This window comes from Vibrio sp. YMD68 (assembly GCF_029958905.1).
In the GTDB taxonomy this organism is placed as follows: domain Bacteria; phylum Pseudomonadota; class Gammaproteobacteria; order Enterobacterales; family Vibrionaceae; genus Vibrio.
This window is the reverse complement of record NZ_CP124614.1, coordinates 678,558-699,176: the sequence shown is the minus strand read 5'-3', so window position 1 is coordinate 699,176 and position 20,619 is coordinate 678,558. Positions and strand designations below refer to the sequence as shown.

Genomic DNA, 20,619 nt, shown 5'->3' with positions numbered 1-20,619 from the left:
TAGTTTCTAAGGTAAGGTGAATCTGGCTACTTTACCTGAAGTATACCCAGAAAGGTCAACAGGTTCACTCGCAAATGTCATTGAAACGCTTTCAGGTGCGCCAAGAATAATATTTACGGGTGATTCGGCACCCAACTCAATCGTTTGACCGGCTTTCTTAATCCCTGTCGAGAGTATTTTTCCAGAAGCGTCTTTCACTTGAATCCAGCAATCGGCACTAAAGGTCATCGCCAAAGGTTTTAATGACTCGGATTCAAAAGAAGCAACAGGCTCTGCTTCAACATTCTTTGAAACGCTCGTTACCCCTGAATCAATCTCTTCAGATGATGGAATACTGGCATTGTCACGAGTTTGAGTCTCGATTCCATCGTCAAACACCGTGTTTTCTTTCGTCTGTTGATCTGAAGTTGAAACGTTATCATCTTTAAGTGAGGTGTCAGTGGACTCTACAAGCTCTTGCTCTAGGGCGGTACTTTCCTGTTGTGACTCCATGAGTGCGATGACTTCAGCAGCCTCAATAGTGTCAACGGGTGTAGGTTGGTTTATATCGGTAATTGGCTCTTCAATTTCGATGTCGTCACTGCTTGATACCACCAATGTATCTTGCAGCTGGTTTTGCCACCACCAGAGCGAAGAAATTGCGATAATTATCGCCAAGATTCCCCATGTGAGCATCATGATACGGCTATCGTTACGCTCACGTTTGGTTTGTCTTGAAAAGCTCATCATCGGCTGTTCTTGAGGTTGAGCATCACCACAATCTGCTAAAGCATCCAAAACAACCTGCTCATCCATGTTCACGGCTTTGGCGTACGAACGGAGATAGCCGCGGATAAATGTCGCCACTTGGCCTGATTCAAAATGGTTCTCTTCAATGCCTTCAATGATCGATAATCTAAGTCGTAAACGATCAGCGATTTGTTTTTGAGTCAGACCTAATTCAATACGACGCTCTTTGAGCAGCGTACCCGCTTCTTTTGTTTTTTCTGCCACTTGTGGCTCTTCTGTCACGATATCTTGTTCAGTACTCATGAGTAATGTACTTCTCGTTTGGTGGTTCTTGTTCACTGATAGCCTTTATTCGTTATAGTTGGTGGCCAGTTCAATGTACAAAAACAGATAGTTGTGGAGGAACTAACCTCACTCAAAATAGAAAAATTCAAGGTATTTACCTCAAAAACCTTTCCAAAATATGAATCAAATCTGAAACTTCAGACTAATTAGCAATTCTAATAGATATTAGGCGATTAACAATATGTCCTTGAAGCCAAAATCGCAGACAGGTCAAGGTTTTTCACAAAACTTACAAAGATATGAACGGATTTAATTTCAAAATGTGAATACAACAAAGCCAGAGCAGGCTCTGGCTTTGTTGATGCTGTTTGAATTAAACCGATGTTGTCGGGATAGTTTGACCCACGGCAAGCTTTGCTTTGGTGCGTTTAGTTCTATCAATAACATCACCAACCAATTGACCACAAGCGGCATCGATATCATCGCCACGAGTTTTTCGTACTGTCACGGTGTAATTGTATTCCATCAATGTTTTCTGGAAACGATCAATACGAGAATTACTTGGTTTTTTGTATGGCGAACCAGGATAAGGATTAAAAGGGATCAGGTTTATCTTACACGGCGTATCTTTCATTAATACGGCCAATTCACGGGCATGGTCCATGTCGTCATTCACATGATCCAATAACACATACTCAACAGTAACTTTGCCACGGTTTGCGTTTGAAGATGCAATATAACGACGTACAGACGCGAGGAAATCTTGAATATCCCAGCGATCATTGATCGGCATAATTTGGCTACGTAATGCATCGTTTGGCGCGTGCAGAGAAATAGCCAAAGCGACATCAATGTTGTCCGTCATTTGATCAAGGCCAGAAACCACACCCGACGTCGATACCGTCACACGTCGTTTAGACAGTGAAAAACCGAGATCATCAAGCATAATCTCTAGAGATGGAATAAGGTTCTTCATGTTGAGTAGAGGTTCACCCATACCCATCATAACAACGTTAGTAATTGGTCGACGACCGGTTTCTTTCTCTAGACCGATCTCTCTTGCTGCTCGCCAAATTTGACCTACAATTTCAGATACTTTGAGGTTACGGTTAAAGCCCTGCTGAGCTGTCGAGCAGAATTTACACTCCAACGCACACCCCACTTGTGATGATACACATAGCGTGGCTCGCTCACCATCTGGAATATAAACGGTTTCAACGTCTTGATCGCCTACACGCATTGCCCATTTTATCGTACCGTCTGTCGAGTACTGAGCTTCAGAAACCACAGGAGCAACAATTTCACAGCGGTGCTGCAGCTTTTCTCGCAACTTCTTATTGATGTTGTTCATTTTTTCGAAGTCATCAACGCCGAAATGATACATCCACTTCATTACTTGATCTGCTCGAAAAGCCTTTTCATTGAGTTCTTCAGTGAAAAATTTACGAAGACCTTTACGATCAAAATCGAGTAGATTAGTTTTAGCTTTGGTCATGATGCCTCTCAATGACAGAACAATAATGAAGGGCGCGAATTGTACAGGCTTTATGCTGCATCAACAAGCATTGTAAAACCCTGTGTTTACTAAGACATTCATAGTAAAGCGGTTAAAGTTTATCCATCATTAATTTTAGGAGGGTATAAAAAAGACTCCATCGAAATGGAGCCTTAAATCACTTTGTAACGTGTTTTTTCGCTTAACGCTTTTTCATCCAGGTTACGCGTTTATTTGACAGGGCGCGGGCAAATTTCAGAGGCAGGAAAAAAATAGTCAATCTCTCTTGCTGCTGATTCTGAGCTGTCTGAACCATGCACCGAGTTATAACGCATGCTGATAGCGTAATCCGCTCTTATCGTGCCACAGGCGGCTTCTTCAGGGTTGGTTTTACCCATGAGTTCACGGTAACGTGTGATGGCGTTCTCGCCTTCTAAAACCTGAACCATGATTGGACCCGATGTCATGAATTCTTTTAATGCATCATAAAAAGGCTTACCTTCATGTTCCGCATAAAAACCACCCGCTTGCTCTTCCGTTAAGTGCACCATTTTTGCGGCAATCACTTGTAAACCCGCTTTTTCAATTCGATGATAGATTTCACCAATTAAGTTTCGTTCTACTGCATCTGGTTTTATTATCGAGAATGTTCTTTCAAGAGACATAGTCTTTCCTTGTGCTTCATTAATATCGTCATTAAAAGCAGCCAATAGGGCTGAAAAATAAATTATTTTGCTTGGTCTGTCAGTAAGCGCGCTAAGGTTCTTACTCCCATTCCAGTTGCGCCCCCAGCCCACTTATCACTTGCTGATTTTCGGTAAGTGCCAGCACAATCGAAATGCAGCCAACCTTTTTTATAATCATCAACAAAGTAAGACAGGAATGCTGCTGCGGTACTTGCACCAGGAGAGTAATCACCCGTGCTAATATTAGAGAGATCGGCAAAATTTGAAGGTAACATTTCTCGGTGAAAGTCCGCTAATGGCAATGGCCATAATCCTTCTTTTTCTTGATTCGCCGCGGTCAACGCTTGGTGGGAAAGCTCATCATCAAAACTCAATAATGCATGATAGTCATTTCCTAGTGCATTTTTGGCCGCGCCCGTCAGTGTTGCACAGTCGATAATAAGTTCTGGGTTTTGTTCGCTTGCGTACATAAGACCATCAGCGAGCACTAAGCGCCCTTCTGCATCGGTATTCATGATCTCGACCGTTTTGCCATTTTTATAGGTGATAACATCGCCCAGCTTTAATGCACGACCAGAAATCATGTTTTCAGCACAACATAAAATCAATTTTACACGTTTGTTCAATCCACGCAGAATGGCTAAGCCTAAGCCACCTGTAATGGTTCCAGCGCCCCCCATATCCGCTTTCATGGATGTCATGAACTGACCTGGTTTGATGCTATAGCCTCCAGAATCGAATGTGATCCCTTTCCCAACAAGACAAGCGAATACCGGCGCATTGTCATCACCAGTCGGGTTATAGTCGAGTTGCAGCATCGCTGAGGTACGTTCCGAGCCTCTTCCTACTGCATAGATACCCTGCCAATTTTCCGCAAGCAAGTCTTTATCTTTGACTATCTTCACCGTCACCGTCCCTTTCGGAGCGACAGACTTAATAAACTCAGCGGCCATTGTTGCTAATTGTCTCGGAGCAACTTCTTCAGCGGGTTTATTGATAATGTCACGAGTCCAGTCCGAGGTTTTAATTCTGGCTTCTAACTCTGCTTGGTGCTCTGCTTCTAATGGCAACCACTCGATACTATTGAGTTTTTTAGCGCTTCTGTAACCTTGCTGAAAAGCCCAGATTTTCTCTAAATCCCAGCCATTTCCTTGTAATGAAACGGCTTTAACACCTTGAGAGTCTAATTTGCGAGCCGCACGTTGAATAACGTCTAATTCATGGCCTTCACCAGTATGTACCGTTGCACCGCTATCTGAGAATGACAAAATCGCTTTGTCGCCCCATTGGGGTTGTGCGGGTTCATGGCTAATGTATAGGGACATCTGTGTTGACATGGTTGCTCCTTGTTTTTGTAAGGTAATCAATACCATTTTTCATATCAGAGGAATGTTAGCATTATGTAGGATGAAAGTGTCAATTTGATAAAAAAACGGACCAAGAGGTCCGCTTTATTTATTTAGAATTGTTAACTAGGTAATGTTTTAAACCAAGCTTGCCTGAAAAAACACCATTAATCGATTTCATCCATCCAGCACAGCATAATGGCTTCTAAGATTTTTTCGTTAGAATGGTTAGGGTCGTCATCAAAATCTTCAAGCTCCATAACCCATCGATGCAAATCGGTAAAGCGAACCGTTTGTGGGTCTGTCTCGGGATGCAAATCACATAGTTCAATCGCGATGTCACGCGAGTCAATCCATTTTAAACTCATAAGTGCTCCTTAATTTCGCTAAGCTTTATTGACTCAGTTTTAATGATCTTCAGACGCGAGGTTTAAGGTGTACTTTGGAATTTCCACCACTAAATCAGTATCGGCGACTCTTGCTTGGCAGCCTAAACGAGATTCCATCTCCAATCCCCAAGCCTTATCTAGCATATCGTCTTCTAGCTCATCACTTTCAGTCAGTGAATCAAAACCTTCACGAATAACAACATGACAGGTTGTACATGCGCACGACTTCTCACAAGCGTGTTCAATACCGATACCGTTCTTCAAAGCAACATCAAGAACAGTGTCGCCCGATTTGGCTTCTAATACAGCACCTTCTGGGCAAAGGTCTTCATGAGGTAAAACAATAATTTTAGGCATCTTTATCTATTCTCTAACGGTTAAATATCATCAACTGACTGGCCAGACAGCGCAGTACGAATAGACTTATCCATACGGCGAGAGGCGAAATCTTGGCTTGCGGCATCGGTTTGTTTGATACCCTGCTCTATCGCGTCAGGATCGTCGCCATTGCGAAGCTCAATCAGTGACTCGATCGCTTTAATCAGCGCATTCTTTTCTTGTTCTGTTAATAAATCATCACCATCAAGGTCTATCGCTGCGATCAGACCTTCAATCACACGATCCGCTTCAACACGCTGCTCAGCAAGAGAACGTGCATCCATATCCGCCTTGGCATACGTCATCGAATCTTTCAGCATGTTAGCCACTTCGTTGTCACTTAAGCCATAAGAGGGTTTAACCTGAATTTCAGCCTGGACACCTGTGCTCTTTTCCATGGCGGTTATTGAGAGCAAACCATCTGCATCCACTTGGTATGTCACACGAACATGGGCAGCGCCAGCCGTCATCGGTGGTATTCCTTTCAACGCAAACCGCGCTAATGAACGACAGTCGTCAACCATTTCGCGTTCACCTTGCACGGTATGAACGGTCATTGCCGTTTGACCATCTTTAAACGTGGTAAATTCCTGCGCCTTGGCTACGGGTATGGTTGTATTCCGCGGGATGATCTTTTCAACTAACCCTCCCATCGTTTCAATACCCAATGACAATGGAATAACATCAAGCAATAATGTTTCAGAGTCAGATTTATTTCCTGCTAACACATCAGCTTGAATAGCCGCACCGATAGCGACCACTTCATCAGGGTTAATATCGGTTAATGGGGTTCGACCAAAAAACTCACCGACTAAATCACGAACGTGCAAGGTGCGAGTAGATCCACCCACCATGACGACCTCCATAACCTCACTGGCAGACACATCCGCATCTTTTAGTGCTCGTCGGCATGACATTAACGTTTTCTTAATCAGAGGAGTAATAAGATCATTGAAGCCCTGACGGGTTAATGTACCTTCCCAGTTCAGCACGGAGATATTACTCACGTCATTGTCTGACAGCTCTATCTTTGCCTTAGTGGCGGCATTGAGAAGTTGTCGGTGCTGCTCTGCTGTTAATGGCGTCGAGATATCCATTTGTGACAATAAGTGTTCAGCGACTAAATGGTCGATATCATCGCCACCTAGCGCAGAATCCCCACCCGTCGCTAGGACTTCAAACACGCCTTTCGACAATCGTAGTATCGATATATCAAAGGTACCGCCACCTAAATCATAAACAGCAATGATCCCTTCTTTACCTGAATCTAATCCGTAAGCCAGTGCGGCGGCTGTCGGTTCGTTGAGTAAGCGTAAGACATGTAAGCCAGCCAGATTTGCGGCATCTTTTGTGCCTGCTCGTTGAGCATCGTCAAAATAAGCTGGGACAGTGATGACAACACCAGCAAGCTCACCACCGAGTGTTTGTTCTGCGCGTTTGGCTAGGACTTTTAGAATATCGGCCGACACTTGAATCGGGTTTTTAACACCATGCTTGGTATGCAATAACGGAAGCCCGTTATCACTTTCTTCAAACTGGTAAGGCAATGTAGGATATCGACTTTGAATGTCTTTCAGAGAACGACCTAACAATCGCTTAATGGAGATGATTGTATTTTCAGGGTCTTGCTCTGCTAACTCATGAGCCGCGTAACCAACCTTGGCCTCTTCGTTTGAGTAATTCACTACCGAAGGGAGAATGCTACGACCTTGATCGTCTTGAAGAGGGGCAGTTTTACCACTGCGCACAGAAGCAACGAGTGAATTGGTGGTACCTAAATCAATCCCTGCCGCCAACTTATGCTGATGCGGCGCAGAGCTTTGTCCTGGTTCGGCAATTTGAAGTAGTGCCATTGAAGAGTCCTTAATTGTTCTAAATTAGCTAAGCAGTCTGTCTTCGACTTGTTCTATTTGTTGGATTAATTTAGCAATGAATTTTAATTTTCTGACTGAATCTGCGGCTTTCATCCAATGCGACGCGGCTAATTCTGTTTCAAGTTCGCGTTGTTGCTTTTCAAACGACGTGCTGATTTTATCACTAAAATCATACAGCTTTTCTTCTGCATCATTCGCTGACTCTATATCACCAAGTTCTTCGCGCAGCTCCATCTGTTCCATAAGAAACATCGGGTCTTGCATCGTCTTTTGTTCGCCATCGAGCTCTACTCCATTTAACATCAACAGATATTCAGCGCGTGAAATAGGGTGCTTTAAAACTTGGTATGCGTCATTTATCTGCGCGGCCTTTTGCACTGACATCAAACGATCGCGCTCAGAAGCGGTCGCAAAATTGTCAGGATGAAAGCTTTTCTGCAGTTCTCTAAATTGAGAAGAAAGAAGGCTACCGTCCAGATTAAACTGAATTGGTAGCCCAAATAATTCAAAATGATTCATGGAAACTCAATCCTAGGGTGTAGCTAGGCTGACTCCACCTAGCTATCTGATTTGATGTTGAAGCTATTGGCTTGAAGAAGACTATACGTTGAAGCTCTCGCCACAACCACATTCGCCTTTAGCGTTAGGGTTGTTAAACTCGAAACCTTCGTTCAGCCCTTCTTTCACGTAATCAAGTTCAGTTCCATCTAAGTAGACCAAGCTTTTAGGATCGATAATGACCTTTACACCGGAGTGTTGAAACACTTGGTCTTCTTCATTCAATTCGTCTACAAACTCCAGTACATATGCCATACCTGAACAGCCTGTCGTTTTCACTGCTAGCCGCAACCCGATGCCTTTACCGCGGTTGTCTAAGAATGATTGAACTCGGCTTGCTGCCGTATCCGTCATGGTGATGGCCATACTACAACCTTGTGTTTTATCAATAGTAGAACTTAGTTGAGAGCATTATACCGCCCTCAACTAATATTTAACGTTTTTTCTTGTAATCTGCAACGGCCGCTTTAATCGCGTCTTCTGCAAGAATCGAGCAGTGCACTTTTACAGGCGGTAACTCGAGCTCTTCAGCGATCTCAGAGTTTTTGATAGCCGCAGCTTCATCAATACTCTTGCCTTTAACCCACTCAGTTACTAGTGAGCTTGATGCAATTGCACTACCACAGCCGTACGTTTTAAATTTTGCATCTTCGATAATACCTTCTGGTGTCACCTTAATTTGCAATTTCATTACGTCACCACATGCCGGCGCACCAACCATGCCACTACCCACATTTTCATCATCTTTATCAAATGAACCTACGTTACGTGGGTTTTCATAATGATCGATTACTTTTTCGCTATAAGCCATAATATTTACCTCGAATCCTCTACATCCCTGAGATTAGTGATGAGCCCACTCAACAGTGTCCAAATCAATCCCTTCTTTATACATATCCCATAGAGGAGACATGTCGCGTAATTTGTTTACCGCTACGCGAATCTGTGCGATTGCGTAGTCGACTTCTTCTTCCGTTGTAAAACGACCGAATGAAAATCTAACTGAGCTATGAGCTAACTCATCGTTGAGGCCGAGAGCTCGTAAAACGTATGAAGGCTCTAAGCTCGCAGATGTACACGCAGAGCCAGAAGAAACCGCAAGGTCTTTAAGAGACATAAGCAGTGATTCACCTTCAACGAAGGCAAAGCTCACGTTCAGGTTATGTGGAACACGTTGGTCCAAATCACCGTTAACTGTAACAGCCTCTAAATCAATAACGCCATTAAGTAAACGGTCACGAAGAGCTTTCGCGTGTTCAAAGTCTTTTTGCATATCTTGCTTCGCAATAGCAAAAGCTTCACCCATACCGACGATTTGATGAGTCGCTAGCGTTCCTGAGCGGAAACCTCGCTCATGACCACCACCGTGCATTTGTGCCTCAAGGCGAATGCGTGGCTTACGGCTGACATAAAGTGCACCGATGCCTTTGGGACCATAAGCTTTATGAGCAGAAAGTGAAACCAGATCGACTTTCATTTCTTGAACATCAAGAGGAATCTTACCTACAGACTGTGCGGCATCAACGTGGAAAACAATCTTGCGTTCGCGACACATTTCGCCAATTGAAGTAATGTCTTGAATCACTCCAATTTCGTTGTTTACATGCATGATAGAGACTAGCACGGTGTCTTCACGCATTGCTGCTTGAAGTTTATTTAGGTCAATAATGCCATTCGATTCTGGATCAAGGTATGTAACTTCATAGCCTTCACGCTCAAGTTGACGACAAGGATCAAGAACCGCCTTGTGCTCTGTTTTACAGGTAATGACGTGCTTACCTTTTTTACCATAAAAGTGGGCGGCACCTTTAATAGCAAGGTTATCTGATTCTGTTGCTCCCGAGGTAAAAACAATCTCGCGAGGATCTGCATTCAGTAAATCTGCGATTTGCTCTCGTGCATTGTCGACTGACTCTTCTGCCTGCCAACCATATCGGTGTGAACGAGAAGCAGGATTACCGAAGTTTCCGTCAATTGTCATGCACTGAACCATTTTTTCGGCAACGCGTGGATCTACGGGACATGTTGCTGAATAATCAAAATAAATAGGCAGTTTCATTTATTACTCCAATGTAAAACCATTTCGTTATGAACGAACATTCACGCTTATAGAAGCAGCGCTAGGCATTTTTTTTGATACCCCTTGATTTATCGCCAATTTAATATCCTGACGATCAGAGATGTCAATTATCTCGCTGTCATTCATTAGCTCACCAAGTGTAATATTATTTAGAAACCCACTGATACGTGAGCTAAGGTCGTGCCATAATGTGTGAGTAAGGCATCGAGATCCGCCTTGGCAATCTCCTTTGCCACTGCATTTCGTTGCATCAACCGACTCATCGACAGCCGAAATAACCGATCCAATAGCAATTTGATGTGCATCTTCACCAAGTCGATAACCACCACCGGGCCCACGAACACTCGCAACCAAACCGGCTTTTCTCAATTTAGAAAATAACTGCTCTAAATAAGAAAGAGAGATGCCTTGTCGTTCAGAAATATCAGCGAGGGGCACTGGGTTTTGCTGAGAGTGTAAAGCCACATCTAACATGGCTGTTACTGCGTATCGTCCTTTAGATGTCAGTCTCATATTGCTCATATCCACATCGTTTGTATGGCATGAATCTTTTCATACCCGACTAAATTGGTCAAGTATTATTTGAGCATTTTAGTCAGGTATCGAATGAGAATGTTTTCTGCTATTTTTCTCTTTTTTCTATAGATGTCAAAATCCCTCTGAGGATATTGATTTCCTGAACTTCAGGGCGTGCTCTACTGAATAACCTCTTAAGTTTATTCATTACTTGCCCTGGTTGTTCTTTGGATATGAATTGGGTCCCAATGATCACATTTTCAAGGTGCTCATAGAACATTTCTAGCTCTTTGTGACGAGGGTATTCTTCTTGTAAGTCATGACTCTTAGTATATTTACTTTGCTCTAATGCTAGGTGTGCAACTCTAACTTCATAACTCAGAGTTTGTACAGCCATCGCTAAGTTCAATGAGCTATATTCGGGATTAGCGGGGATACACACATGGTAATGGCAAGTTTGCAGCTCTTCATTTGTCAGACCGGTTCTTTCACGACCAAACACCAAAGCAACAGGATGGCTTAGCCCTTCGACAGCAAACTTTTCACCACACTCTCTAGGCTCTAGCATCGGCCACTCTAAAGTACGGGACCGAGCGCTAGAGCCTACAACCAATCCGCAGTCTTCAACAGCTTTAGATAAGTTATCGACGATAGTCGCGTTTTCGACTAAATCACTGGCACCAGCCGCTAACGCAAGAGCTTGATCGTCTACTTCACACTGAGGGTCGACTAAAACCAGGTGCTTTAGACCCATAACTTTCATAGCACGAGCGGCTGAACCTATATTTCCTGAGTGTGACGTACCAACGAGTACAATCTTAACGTTGTCTAACATAAAGCTTCTCTATCGCATGATTAAAAACGGATAAATTCTAACATATCTATGATTAATAGTGATGAGATGATACTGTTGATTTTTCTTGAACAAAAAATAACCACTTCCATTTGGAGATTTCTCTGTTATAATTCCGCAGCTTTTTTTTGTTCTTTAACATCCGCTGGGAAATTTTATGCATCCAATGCTAAACATTGCTATTCGCGCTGCGCGAAAAGCTGGCAACCATATTGCTAAATCGCTAGAAACTTCAGATAAAATTGAAACTACTCTGAAAGGTACGCACGACTTTGTTACCAATGTAGATCAAGAAGCTGAAACACTGATCATCGATACCATTAAAGCTTCATACCCTGATCACTCAATTATTGCTGAAGAAAACGGTCTTATCGAAGGAAAAGATAATGACGTGCAATGGATCATTGACCCAATGGATGGAACGCCAAACTTTGTAAAAGGCTTGCCACACTTCGCTGTATCTATTGCTGTTCGCATTAATGGCAAAACTGAAGTGGCTTGTGTTTACGACCCAATGTTAAACGAACTGTTCACCGCTCAACGTGGTGCAGGTGCACAGCTTAATAATAGCCGCCTTCGTGTTAACCCACTAAAAGACCTCAACGGCGCTGTTCTTGCGACTGGCTTTCCTTACAAGCAAAAGCAACACTCTGACTCTTACTTCAAAATAATGTCTTCTCTATTTGTTGACTGTGCTGATTTCCGCCGTACCGGTTCACCAGCCCTTGACCTATGTTACTTAGCTTCAGGTCGCGTGGATGGTTTCTTTGAGCTAGGCCTAAAGCCTTGGCAACTCGCAGCTGCAGAACTCGTAGCTCGCGAATCTGGAGCAATCTTGACAGACTTCTCTGGTGGCACTGATTACATGAAATCGGGTAATACTGTTGGTTCTAGTGCTCGCGGTGTTAAATCGATTCTTAAGCATATCCGTGAGAACGGAAACGAAGCAATGCTAAAGTAAGTTTTAAAGATTTATACAAGAAGCCTCGCTATATGCGAGGCTTTTTTTGTTTTTAGTCATAAGATAAATGTTTAAGAACCCAATACTCTATGGGACTCTTCACATTTTTATCAGCATTATATCTAAACTCATTTAACGCACTCGTTAGGCTGGCCAGTGCTGTATGGCACTCCAATGATATTGCCAATCAAACTTCCCAACATTTTCGATAGAGCTAAACCCTATCGAACTACTTTTGAGCTGATTACGACCACACTATCTAGCTAGCCAAAGCGTCGCTCATTATAACGACACTGTTTTTACAATTTTTTGTGTTTGGAATAGTTTCCTTGAGTGCAGGGATTAGAACCAGAATAGTAGCGGGAGAAATTGGTTGGGGCTTTGCAGTTTTCAGTGTGCCCTTATCGAGGTAATCCAAAAAGCAAAAAGGCTCTAGCATTTCTGCTAGAGCCTTAAATATGGCAGGGGTGGAGAGATTCGAACTCCCAACACGCGGATTTGGAAAACCGCCTAACAACCTTAAAAAACAATCACTTAGTATAGTAATAATTCGACAAGTAACGTTATATGCACGCGAAATGACTTTATCTGACAGTGAACAGACTATAAAAAGGCGACTAACGTTAATTCAGTCGCCATTGGTAATGGTGCATAGATATGTTTAATTTCTACTAACCTATATATTAGACTTGAAACCTTAAACACTTGTTAGGTGTATTCACCTTGGTCTATTGAGCCGAAATTCATGGCTAGGAATTTCTATACGCCATGCATTCTCAGGAAGAACTATAAAGTCAAAATCGTAATGTGATCCAGTGCAATATATTTCCTCTTTAGAAACCGTAGTCGCATAAACAGCCAAATTACCCAAACCATTAATTTCTGAGTGGTGAGCTGCATACCAAATAGCTTTATCTAGAGAATCGCACCATGACATACCAAGGTTATGTTTAGGACCGGCACAACCTCTAAATAGAGTGTATCGTGAACCTTTGGAAAATTGATGCCCCTCGCGTATAGGAAAACTCTCTTGCAACCGAGACTTGGAGCAAACATCAAAAACAGCTTTAAGTTGTTCTAGCGTAGTTTTTGAAAAATTACTTGAATGTAAATATGCTTCCATCCAGTTCGATTCTAGAAGTTTTAATTCAGCCAAATATCGATAGTTTCGCAAGATAAAGTCAAATCCCTTTTCAGGAATATAACCATAAAACTGCTCCCGATTTAATATAGCTTCCTGAACATTTTTTGATTCACCTGCATCTAATAATGAATAATCAATATTCATTCATACCTCACAAATTCTGATAAACACCTAACGCCCTGTTAAGGTGTGAGCAACGCAATACTGAAGCTCCCGCAAACCACCTTAAACACTAAACACAACGCATAGCAAAAATGCCAAGCGTTGCGAATCACTCTTAAACAGATTGTTAACTGTTTATGAGCCCCATTCTACCCGCATTTTGTATAAAGATTGTCGCATCGTCGTCCGACAATAGTTCAAGTGGGGTGTACACAACGCCCATTTCGATCAATTTATGTTTTTGCCCAACTAGGTAGGCAGTACCACGCTCAAACCTCGCCTCAAAAAGGCTCTGAATGCGAAGTGAAGCTGCTTTTGAAAATACCGTTCGAAATAGCGACAAATCAATGATTAAGTCATCAACCTCAACCCAAGCGTGACCGTCCCATTTGCCAATTACACCTTCCTTTTGACTAAGTATTGGTTTAATTGCTTGATGAGCAAAGATCTTAGATTCAGCAACTGATAAACTTCCTGTCACAAAGCGAGTCTCGACAGGCAAGTGATCATTCATCATCGCAGCTAACGTTGCACTCATATACAGACAGCTACCATCTACAGGTTTGAACTTCTGAGTTATATTTTCAGCTATATACTGGACTTCTTGTACTAATTCGCTTCGTGTCATTTGAACTCCAAATTCTGGAAACAGTTAACGCCTATTAGCCGACAGATTGTCGCCTAATAACGAAAATGCTGATTTAACGGATTCAGCTCTAACACCTCTTCTAGATGGTCAGGAGCTAAATGCGCGTATCTCATTGTTGTTGTGATCTCACTATGACCTAACGTATCCCTCAACTTCACAATATTTCCACCACCTACCACATAGTGACTCGCAAAGGTGTGCCGTAGAACGTGAGTCATTTGGCCTTTAGGTAATTCAATTTTGCTTCGTGCTACCGCCTTGCGAAATGCTGACAAACTGCTTAGAAATAACTTGTTATCACTGATTGGTTCAATTCTATGCAACTCATCAAAAAGCCAAGGCTTAATCGGAACGCTTCGGTTCTTACCTGATTTCGTGTTCAGAAAGGTGATCTTTCCATCTTTGATTTGCGAGGGCTTTAAACTTTCCGCTTCGTCCCATCTTGCGCCCGTAGCAAGACAAACCTTTACCACGTAAATCAATGAGCGATTAGTTGAAGAGGCGCAGGCTTCCAATAACTGATCGATTTCTTCATGAGAGAGATAGCGTAGCTCCCCTTCCCTTTCTTTGAATTGGCGAATCTTGGCTAGGGGGTTGGGGAACGCAGTAACCCCTAGTCTTTCTAACTCATTAAACATTGCCCTAAGATAACTATGCTCACGGTTTGCTGTAGTTGTACTGATCGTTTTAGTTCTTTCCTCACGATAGGCAGAAAAGTCTGAAGCCGTCAGTTGACTACCGATAGGATTCCCCAGCCCTTCCGACAATCGATACAACAATTTCCGTAATCTAACGTGGTCTTTTAATGCTTTCCCGTGCAGCCTATACCAAATGCTGATTAGTTCATCTAGCGTTCGGTTGTCTTGTTGTTTGGCACCTTGTCGTTCTAACTCTAATTTGAGGCGCATATCCAGTTGTACAGCCTTACGCTTGAGCTTAAAAACTTGCTCGGGTGCATAACTGGATGAATATCCATTTTCAACTTTTAGCAGCATGTCACGTTTACCTTACCAAGCGAATAAAACGAGCGATAACAAAGAGTTAAGCACTCTTTTTGTCGTCGGTGCTTTTTTCGACAATGCCGAGTTCTAATAGGATAGAAAAATCCGGTGCTATCTGGCCGGATTCTGGGAGGGTTTCATCGGTAGTAAGCCAATAGGCGTACTTTTTAAACCGTTCATGTTTTGTGACTTTAATCATATTTATTTCATTTACCGTTCTTCTGTCATTCTCATAACTTCTTAGAGAATCTATCGAAATATCAGTTAGTTGTGAAAAATCCAGTTGACTTAATTCCTCAGCGATGCGTACTGCTTTAATTTTTTTTCCCAAGCCCATTGTTGACACCATATGTACGAACGTAATAGTCTTACGCTCAATATGTACTTTCGTACGACCATAAAAAGCCAATTAAGGCTATTTACCTAAACTTTCGAGGATATCACATGCTTGGAATACCAACACCTAAAGAGCTGGATTTGATGGAGGCCTTGCAAGGTATGCCCTTGATGCCTTGTTTCTTTACTGATGTAACGACGTTCGCCAAGTCCCACCGCGTGGGGCGTGACAAGGTGTTAAGGCTAATGGATATCGGCAAGATTCCAGAGATAGACAACGATGATGGCGGTAAGCGTTATGTCGATATGCTCGAACTGGCGATAAGAATCCGCACTAAGCAATTCAGTCTTTCAGAGTTGTACGAAGAGGACGAAGCATGAATATCAATAAACTCCAGACAGGTTTAACACTGACTCTTATCGTCATGCTTTACACGATGGGACTCAAAAGCTTTGGCTTTCATCTTGTTGACCTTATTCCTTTAACGGCATTGAGTTGTACTGGCTGGCTGTTTTGGGATGAAAGGAGTGATAAGCAATGACCCCACTCGTTCAAATATTCTCTAACTCAAAGTGTTTACCCGTGGAAAACATTCCAACAAGTGAGCATTCATCTAATTTCTATCGCGCTGTGTCTGAAATGGAATACAAAGCTGGAAACCCCGTTTCTTTTATAGCTACCAAAATTGCAATCATTCCTTTAGAGGGTGATTTGCGCATCGTTGTACAGGGGTAAGACATGAACACACCTATTCACTCAATTAATATCGACATGAATACCTACGCAGAAGCTAAAGAGCTTTTTGATTACGCAACCAGAAAGGCAAGTCAAACAAACTCTAGCTTTTGGCTACACGTTCGGAACCAATCACTTGAAGCCATGAACACTCTCAAAGACTTGGAAGTATAGCCATGCCTGTTCCCCCACCTCTTGAATTAAAACTGGCGGTTAAACGCAGCCAATACAAACACGCTCGAACCGCTAAACGTAAAGCGATTATTGAGCAACAAGTTAAGCGCATAAAACGTGAGACCATCACCCAGTGAGTACCTTTATCCCATTAAGAGCGATCAAAGATTGCCAACATTGCGGCAGTAACGAAGCGTATTGTGAAAAAACCATCTTCCCACGTGCCTACCATAAACCCGTTTACACCGTGGTTTGTGTTGAGTGCGGTTGTGAGAGTGAAGAAGCGTACACCCATAATAGCGCAATTGAAGCGTGGAACATGAAAGGCTCAGCCTCATGCTAAGTACATCCTTTGGTAATCACTTCCTCGATAAACTGCCGCGCATCGTTCAAGACGATGTGCGCTTTGCCATATCTCAACGCCAAAAACGCACAAGCGCAACACGAGAGAATATGCAACGCTTTACCAATGACGCGATGAAACACGCCCTTAAGTGGTCGCCACGTATCGAAGATAAATTCCCGTTTGTGGATGAGCGCACCAATGCTCCTGACAGGCCTCGCTTTCATAGTCGCGCCCGCTCATCTGTTGAGTTGAATCATCAAGTGTTAATGAATGATGAAGCACTTGAACACTTAGCGTTTAATCTGACGGAGCTATTCACCCGAACCATGGGCGATATTGCGCCAACTGACACCGAACGAGGCTATTTGAACGCTTTGCAATACACTTTTCACGAAATAGAAAAGGTAATGAAAAGCGTCCATATCAACGCCCCCTCTCTTAAGAAAAAACACAAAGACATTGTTGATGCAGAAAGAGAGCTTGAACGCGCTATTCGTCGTTGTCTGGATGTGGATTACCTTATACGTAAGTTTAAATTTCTGCGAGGTCAATACATTGAATTTTCACAAATTGCCCTTGATAGAGTCGGAGCCCGTAAAAGTCAGCGTCATTATGTCTCTCGTCGGTCATTCGCTCGATGGCGTAAAAAGCAAATAGAAACCAAGCAATTCATTGATTCCATGTCAGTGATGAGTCAGGAGACAGGACAAAGTTTTGATTTAAAAGACGTCGTAAAGCGTACCACCGCCAATCCTGAAAACCGCCGTATTGAATTAGTGGTTCGCAGTCGGGGTGATGAAGAGCGTGCCATTGATTTGGGTTATGAAGGGGTATTCATTACATGGACATTACCAAGTAAATACCACCGTAATTCAAGTAAATGGGGAGGCTACACCCCTAAAGAGGGGCATCAAAACATCATGGAGCAATGGAAATTAGCCCGTGCTTGGCTCAAAAAATTAGATATTGACTGGTTTGGGCTACGAGTGGCTGAGCCACACAAAGACGGCACCCCACACGCTCACCTGTTTTTGTATGTTCATCCCTCACAAACGGCTGAGCTTATCCGCCTCTGTGAAGGTATTGCTTGCAATGAAGATAAGCCAGAGCTTTACAACAAAGAGGGGCAATTTGAAAAAGAGCGTCGAATTAAAATAGAACGTTGCGATCCTGCGAAAGGCACTGCAACGGGCTACATCATCAAATACATTTCCAAGAACATTAACGGGGCACACATGCCAGAAACAGACGCACAAGAGGCCGCATTCTCTGCCCGTGCGTGGGCATCCGTTCATCGTATTAAGCAGTTTTCTCAAAGTGGTGCACCTTCAGTTGGCCTATGGCGTCAACTGCGTCGAGCCACCGCACAAGACACAGCCTTTGATGAGGAATTAGAAGCCCTTCGAGAACATGCGGACAATTCACGCTGGAAGGGGTTTTGTGAGTTGGGCTTTAAGGCAAAGCTAGCCTATGAAGAAAAATTAAATGATTACGGTGATGTGGTCAAACGGGTCATTGGTATTGAGTGGCTCGGTAAGGTGATCGAAACCTGCAGCGAGCACTTTAATTTGGTGAAAACTAAAGACGTCAAACGCCTTGCTCTTGCTCTTAAAAAGGGCGGCGCCCTTCCTTGGAGCACTGAAAATAAGTGTAACCAGACTCCAGAAAAGGCGGTTACACCACTAGAGAAAGCATTGATGGACGTGACCGGATGGAGCGTTAAAGGTATTCAATGCTTGCTCGCACCACTGTCAAAGGGGGCAAAAGTTCCCATTGATAAACACATCACCCTAAGTATCCAAAATGGGCAGCTTAGGGTGACATAACCAATACGCCAACGATGGGAATCAGGGGCTACCTTTTAACCAACGTCGAGAGACAGGGGACCACTATGAAAAAACACGTTGAAACGCTCGATCGTTTATCACGGTCTGGCAACCTTTATCCATACCATCAGGCACTTGCTGAGCTGCTGGAAGCGCAACTCTCAGAGCTTGAGAGGTTTAAAAAAGACATCACCAACCTAAAAAGCCAGGTCACTAAATTGACCAATCGCATTAAGGAGTTAGAGCGTGAGTAAATCACTTTCCGTCCTCCTTATTGAGCACCAGAGGCATATCACTACGCGGCAGGAAGCGGAGCAGCGCCTTGCTCAGACGCTTTCTGGCCTCAACTTCGACCTATCCGGTGGGCTCATGGCAAAAGTCAAAGCGGTGACAACCGCAGGCAGTGAGTTAGAGCCTGTCATATCGGTGGTTGGCACCTATCTGGAAGCCGTCAGCGCAGAGCGTGATTCTGCCAATGCACTGATTATTTTGTTTGCCAAAGACAAACTGGAGGTGTCGTAATGCCTGACATCCTCAAAACCGTTCACTGTCCAACCTGTAAAAGTGAAGCGCACATTCGCCAGCGTCGCGGCAAGTACAAACAACTGGATTTGAAGTGCCCGCAATGTGGCGTACTCAATTATCAAACCCGTCAAGGACAAGCATTGTTATCCGGCTTACCAGAAATAACTAAGCCGGGGCCAGAGCATGACACTAAGCCGGAAAATAAACCGGAATATCCCGGTAAATCTACTAATACATTTTTTGAATAGGAGGGTCTATGAATCCCGTTGATATCAGTCCGGAAACCGTTGAGCGCGAATATGATGCCATAGCGGAAAAGTGGGGAGTCAGCGCCCCTCAAAGTGACATTGACACTAAACCGGAAACTCTAACACCAGAGCCAAATTTTGAACCGGAAAGAATTTCATCGGCCGAATCGCTAGCCGCGCAACGTGATATTGATGTGCCTATGGTGACACTTCGCAAGTGGGAGCATGACGACTCCATATCACCAGAGTTAATCCGCAATAGTGCGCATGTGACCCGTGAGTTTGTCGCTAAGAATACGGGGCTTGTCATCAAGCGAGTGGCGGGATTGGATGTAGATCAAGACGTGATCGATGAATTCGCGCTGAGCAATGCACAGCTTTTAGTTCATTACTATCCCAAAGGGGGCGTATTGGAGGTTATGGAAAACTATGGGCTGTGGTTCGGGGCGTTAGGCTCTACCGTAGGGCTTATTTTTGCAGTGAAACAAGCCAGTGAAAAAAAGACGCTAACCACTAATGCAGCAGGGACTCAGGAGGACTCAGACCATGCGTAATGACGGTGAATTAATTCTATCGATGGGTGTATCTCGAAGCGGTAAATCGGTATTGGTAAAACGCATCGCGGAGCAATTTGAGCGCGTGATGGCTTTTGATCCTAAAGGTGAGTATGTCCATCAAATGGGCTATGAAGCCTGTTTAACCCCTGCTGAATTTATCGAAAAAGCCAGAGCCACAAAGGGGACTGGTAAGCTGGCATTTGTAGCAAGTGACCCAAAATCTTTTGAGCTCTTTTGTGAAGTGGCCTTTACTTTTAACCGTGAAGCACCCGCGCTGATTATTCCGGAAGAGTTGGCAGCGGTAACCGGAACTGCAAAGGCACAGGGTGCGTGGGGCAAACTCATTAACCAAGGGCTGGCATTTGGTCCAACTATCTTAGGTACGGTACAGCGTGGCCAAGAGGTAGATAAGTCCATTATGAACAACGCGACCTATCTTCATATCTGTATGCACAATACCGATGATGATGCGGCTTACATTGCTAAAAAGCTCGGTATTGATATGGATGTCGTGCCACGCAAGCCACTTGATTTTATCCAGTGGCGAAGCGGCCAAGGCTTATTGTGCTCTGGAAAAATTGATTTTGTAGGGGCCAAGTCTAAGCACTGGCAGGAAGGATCGCCCCGTTTCCTTATTAACAACCAGCCTAAAAAGCTCAACAAAACCCGCTTTAGCGGTGTCAAATACAGCTAATTAATCCGGCTAAGCCGGATTAAAAACGCCTTTGTCATTGGCAAAGGCGTCATCTTAGTTGAGTGTTTCGG

30 protein-coding genes are annotated in these 20,619 nt (G+C 43.5%); 13 read left to right on the top strand and 17 right to left on the bottom strand.

Features of this window, described 5'->3' with window-relative positions; genetic code table 11:
* Window positions 1-6: 6 nt before the first annotated feature.
* The 13 genes from rodZ to trmJ all read right to left on the bottom strand — a co-directional run bounded on the left by rodZ (window position 7) and on the right by trmJ (window position 11,171).
* Window positions 7-1,032: a cytoskeleton protein RodZ gene (rodZ, locus tag QF117_RS09345; RefSeq protein ID WP_282388655.1), complete on the bottom strand. Its 1,026-nt coding sequence runs from the start codon at window positions 1,030-1,032 to the stop codon at window positions 7-9.
* A 355-nt stretch (window positions 1,033-1,387) separates the two neighbouring features.
* Entirely contained in the window at window positions 1,388-2,509 is a 1,122-nt protein-coding gene (locus QF117_RS09340; protein ID WP_282388654.1) for a bifunctional tRNA (adenosine(37)-C2)-methyltransferase TrmG/ribosomal RNA large subunit methyltransferase RlmN, read from the bottom strand.
* A gap of 230 nt (window positions 2,510-2,739) precedes the next feature.
* Window positions 2,740-3,174 carry a nucleoside-diphosphate kinase gene (gene ndk, locus QF117_RS09335; RefSeq protein WP_282388653.1) on the bottom strand — a complete coding sequence of 145 codons (435 nt, stop codon included), beginning with the start codon at window positions 3,172-3,174 and terminating at the stop codon, window positions 2,740-2,742.
* 62 nt (window positions 3,175-3,236) lie between these two features.
* Window positions 3,237-4,532 carry an aminopeptidase PepB gene (gene pepB, locus QF117_RS09330; protein WP_282388652.1) on the bottom strand — a complete coding sequence of 432 codons (1,296 nt, stop codon included), beginning with the start codon at window positions 4,530-4,532 and terminating at the stop codon, window positions 3,237-3,239.
* A 176-nt stretch (window positions 4,533-4,708) separates the two neighbouring features.
* The gene (gene iscX, locus QF117_RS09325; protein ID WP_282388651.1) at window positions 4,709-4,909 is read right to left on the bottom strand and encodes a Fe-S cluster assembly protein IscX; all 201 of its coding nucleotides are present in this window, start codon (window positions 4,907-4,909) and stop codon (window positions 4,709-4,711) included.
* A 39-nt stretch (window positions 4,910-4,948) separates the two neighbouring features.
* Window positions 4,949-5,287 carry an ISC system 2Fe-2S type ferredoxin gene (gene fdx, locus QF117_RS09320; protein ID WP_282388650.1) on the bottom strand — a complete coding sequence of 113 codons (339 nt, stop codon included), beginning with the start codon at window positions 5,285-5,287 and terminating at the stop codon, window positions 4,949-4,951.
* A gap of 20 nt (window positions 5,288-5,307) precedes the next feature.
* Window positions 5,308-7,161, bottom strand: coding sequence for a Fe-S protein assembly chaperone HscA (gene hscA, locus QF117_RS09315; RefSeq protein WP_282388649.1), 1,854 nt, complete (start codon window positions 7,159-7,161; stop codon window positions 5,308-5,310).
* A 24-nt stretch (window positions 7,162-7,185) separates the two neighbouring features.
* The gene (gene hscB / locus QF117_RS09310) at window positions 7,186-7,701 is read right to left on the bottom strand and encodes a co-chaperone HscB (protein WP_282388648.1); all 516 of its coding nucleotides are present in this window, start codon (window positions 7,699-7,701) and stop codon (window positions 7,186-7,188) included.
* A gap of 81 nt (window positions 7,702-7,782) precedes the next feature.
* Complete coding sequence (gene iscA / locus QF117_RS09305) at window positions 7,783-8,106, bottom strand: iron-sulfur cluster assembly protein IscA (protein ID WP_017034142.1); 324 nt, start codon at window positions 8,104-8,106, stop codon at window positions 7,783-7,785.
* A 67-nt stretch (window positions 8,107-8,173) separates the two neighbouring features.
* On the bottom strand, window positions 8,174-8,551 hold the full coding sequence (iscU, locus tag QF117_RS09300) for a Fe-S cluster assembly scaffold IscU (protein WP_282388646.1): 378 nt from the start codon (window positions 8,549-8,551) through the stop codon (window positions 8,174-8,176).
* A gap of 33 nt (window positions 8,552-8,584) precedes the next feature.
* Window positions 8,585-9,799: an IscS subfamily cysteine desulfurase gene (locus QF117_RS09295; protein ID WP_282388645.1), complete on the bottom strand. Its 1,215-nt coding sequence runs from the start codon at window positions 9,797-9,799 to the stop codon at window positions 8,585-8,587.
* A gap of 27 nt (window positions 9,800-9,826) precedes the next feature.
* Window positions 9,827-10,333, bottom strand: coding sequence for a Fe-S cluster assembly transcriptional regulator IscR (gene iscR / locus QF117_RS09290; RefSeq protein ID WP_017034139.1), 507 nt, complete (start codon window positions 10,331-10,333; stop codon window positions 9,827-9,829).
* 109 nt (window positions 10,334-10,442) lie between these two features.
* A complete protein-coding gene (trmJ, locus tag QF117_RS09285) occupies window positions 10,443-11,171 on the bottom strand; it encodes a tRNA (cytosine(32)/uridine(32)-2'-O)-methyltransferase TrmJ (RefSeq protein WP_282388644.1) in 729 nt (242 codons plus the stop codon).
* A 175-nt stretch (window positions 11,172-11,346) separates the two neighbouring features.
* Here trmJ and suhB point away from each other — a divergent pair, with 175 nt between their 5' ends.
* Window positions 11,347-12,150, top strand: coding sequence for an inositol-1-monophosphatase (gene suhB / locus QF117_RS09280; RefSeq protein ID WP_282388643.1), 804 nt, complete (start codon window positions 11,347-11,349; stop codon window positions 12,148-12,150).
* 718 nt (window positions 12,151-12,868) lie between these two features.
* Here the strand turns inward: suhB and QF117_RS09275 are convergent.
* From QF117_RS09275 to QF117_RS09255, 4 genes are all read right to left on the bottom strand, one after another.
* On the bottom strand, window positions 12,869-13,438 hold the full coding sequence (locus QF117_RS09275) for a hypothetical protein (protein WP_282388062.1): 570 nt from the start codon (window positions 13,436-13,438) through the stop codon (window positions 12,869-12,871).
* A gap of 145 nt (window positions 13,439-13,583) precedes the next feature.
* A complete protein-coding gene (locus tag QF117_RS09265) occupies window positions 13,584-14,084 on the bottom strand; it encodes a hypothetical protein (RefSeq protein WP_282388064.1) in 501 nt (166 codons plus the stop codon).
* A gap of 53 nt (window positions 14,085-14,137) precedes the next feature.
* A complete protein-coding gene (locus QF117_RS09260) occupies window positions 14,138-15,100 on the bottom strand; it encodes a tyrosine-type recombinase/integrase (protein WP_282388065.1) in 963 nt (320 codons plus the stop codon).
* A gap of 46 nt (window positions 15,101-15,146) precedes the next feature.
* The gene (locus tag QF117_RS09255) at window positions 15,147-15,443 is read right to left on the bottom strand and encodes a helix-turn-helix transcriptional regulator (RefSeq protein ID WP_282388066.1); all 297 of its coding nucleotides are present in this window, start codon (window positions 15,441-15,443) and stop codon (window positions 15,147-15,149) included.
* Window positions 15,444-15,550: 107 nt separating this feature from the next.
* Between QF117_RS09255 and QF117_RS09250 the strand changes: the two genes are divergently transcribed.
* The 12 genes from QF117_RS09250 to QF117_RS09195 all read left to right on the top strand — a co-directional run bounded on the left by QF117_RS09250 (window position 15,551) and on the right by QF117_RS09195 (window position 20,548).
* Window positions 15,551-15,823 carry a hypothetical protein gene (locus QF117_RS09250; protein ID WP_282388067.1) on the top strand — a complete coding sequence of 91 codons (273 nt, stop codon included), beginning with the start codon at window positions 15,551-15,553 and terminating at the stop codon, window positions 15,821-15,823.
* Entirely contained in the window at window positions 15,820-15,984 is a 165-nt protein-coding gene (locus QF117_RS09245; RefSeq protein WP_282388069.1) for a hypothetical protein, read from the top strand. Before QF117_RS09250 ends, QF117_RS09245 begins: the two co-directional genes overlap by 4 nt.
* Window positions 15,981-16,178, top strand: a complete 198-nt coding sequence (locus QF117_RS09240) for a hypothetical protein (RefSeq protein ID WP_282388070.1) — start codon at window positions 15,981-15,983, stop codon at window positions 16,176-16,178. Before QF117_RS09245 ends, QF117_RS09240 begins: the two co-directional genes overlap by 4 nt.
* Before the next feature lie 3 nt (window positions 16,179-16,181).
* Window positions 16,182-16,352: a hypothetical protein gene (locus QF117_RS09235; RefSeq protein ID WP_282388071.1), complete on the top strand. Its 171-nt coding sequence runs from the start codon at window positions 16,182-16,184 to the stop codon at window positions 16,350-16,352.
* Between the two features lie 2 nt (window positions 16,353-16,354).
* A complete protein-coding gene (locus QF117_RS09230; RefSeq protein ID WP_282388072.1) occupies window positions 16,355-16,489 on the top strand; it encodes a hypothetical protein in 135 nt (44 codons plus the stop codon).
* Window positions 16,486-16,695 carry a Lar family restriction alleviation protein gene (locus tag QF117_RS09225; protein WP_282388073.1) on the top strand — a complete coding sequence of 70 codons (210 nt, stop codon included), beginning with the start codon at window positions 16,486-16,488 and terminating at the stop codon, window positions 16,693-16,695. The genes QF117_RS09230 and QF117_RS09225 overlap by 4 nt, the downstream gene beginning before the upstream one ends.
* On the top strand, window positions 16,689-18,524 hold the full coding sequence (locus QF117_RS09220) for a replication endonuclease (protein WP_282388074.1): 1,836 nt from the start codon (window positions 16,689-16,691) through the stop codon (window positions 18,522-18,524). The genes QF117_RS09225 and QF117_RS09220 overlap by 7 nt, the downstream gene beginning before the upstream one ends.
* A 65-nt stretch (window positions 18,525-18,589) precedes the next feature.
* Window positions 18,590-18,778, top strand: coding sequence for a hypothetical protein (locus tag QF117_RS09215; protein ID WP_282388075.1), 189 nt, complete (start codon window positions 18,590-18,592; stop codon window positions 18,776-18,778).
* On the top strand, window positions 18,771-19,046 hold the full coding sequence (locus QF117_RS09210) for a hypothetical protein (RefSeq protein WP_282388076.1): 276 nt from the start codon (window positions 18,771-18,773) through the stop codon (window positions 19,044-19,046). Before QF117_RS09215 ends, QF117_RS09210 begins: the two co-directional genes overlap by 8 nt.
* The gene (locus tag QF117_RS09205) at window positions 19,046-19,297 is read left to right on the top strand and encodes a hypothetical protein (RefSeq protein ID WP_282388077.1); all 252 of its coding nucleotides are present in this window, start codon (window positions 19,046-19,048) and stop codon (window positions 19,295-19,297) included. The genes QF117_RS09210 and QF117_RS09205 overlap by 1 nt, the downstream gene beginning before the upstream one ends.
* A gap of 8 nt (window positions 19,298-19,305) precedes the next feature.
* Entirely contained in the window at window positions 19,306-19,851 is a 546-nt protein-coding gene (locus QF117_RS09200) for a hypothetical protein (protein WP_282388078.1), read from the top strand.
* A complete protein-coding gene (locus QF117_RS09195; protein ID WP_282388079.1) occupies window positions 19,844-20,548 on the top strand; it encodes a hypothetical protein in 705 nt (234 codons plus the stop codon). The genes QF117_RS09200 and QF117_RS09195 overlap by 8 nt, the downstream gene beginning before the upstream one ends.
* Window positions 20,549-20,619 lie beyond the last annotated feature (71 nt).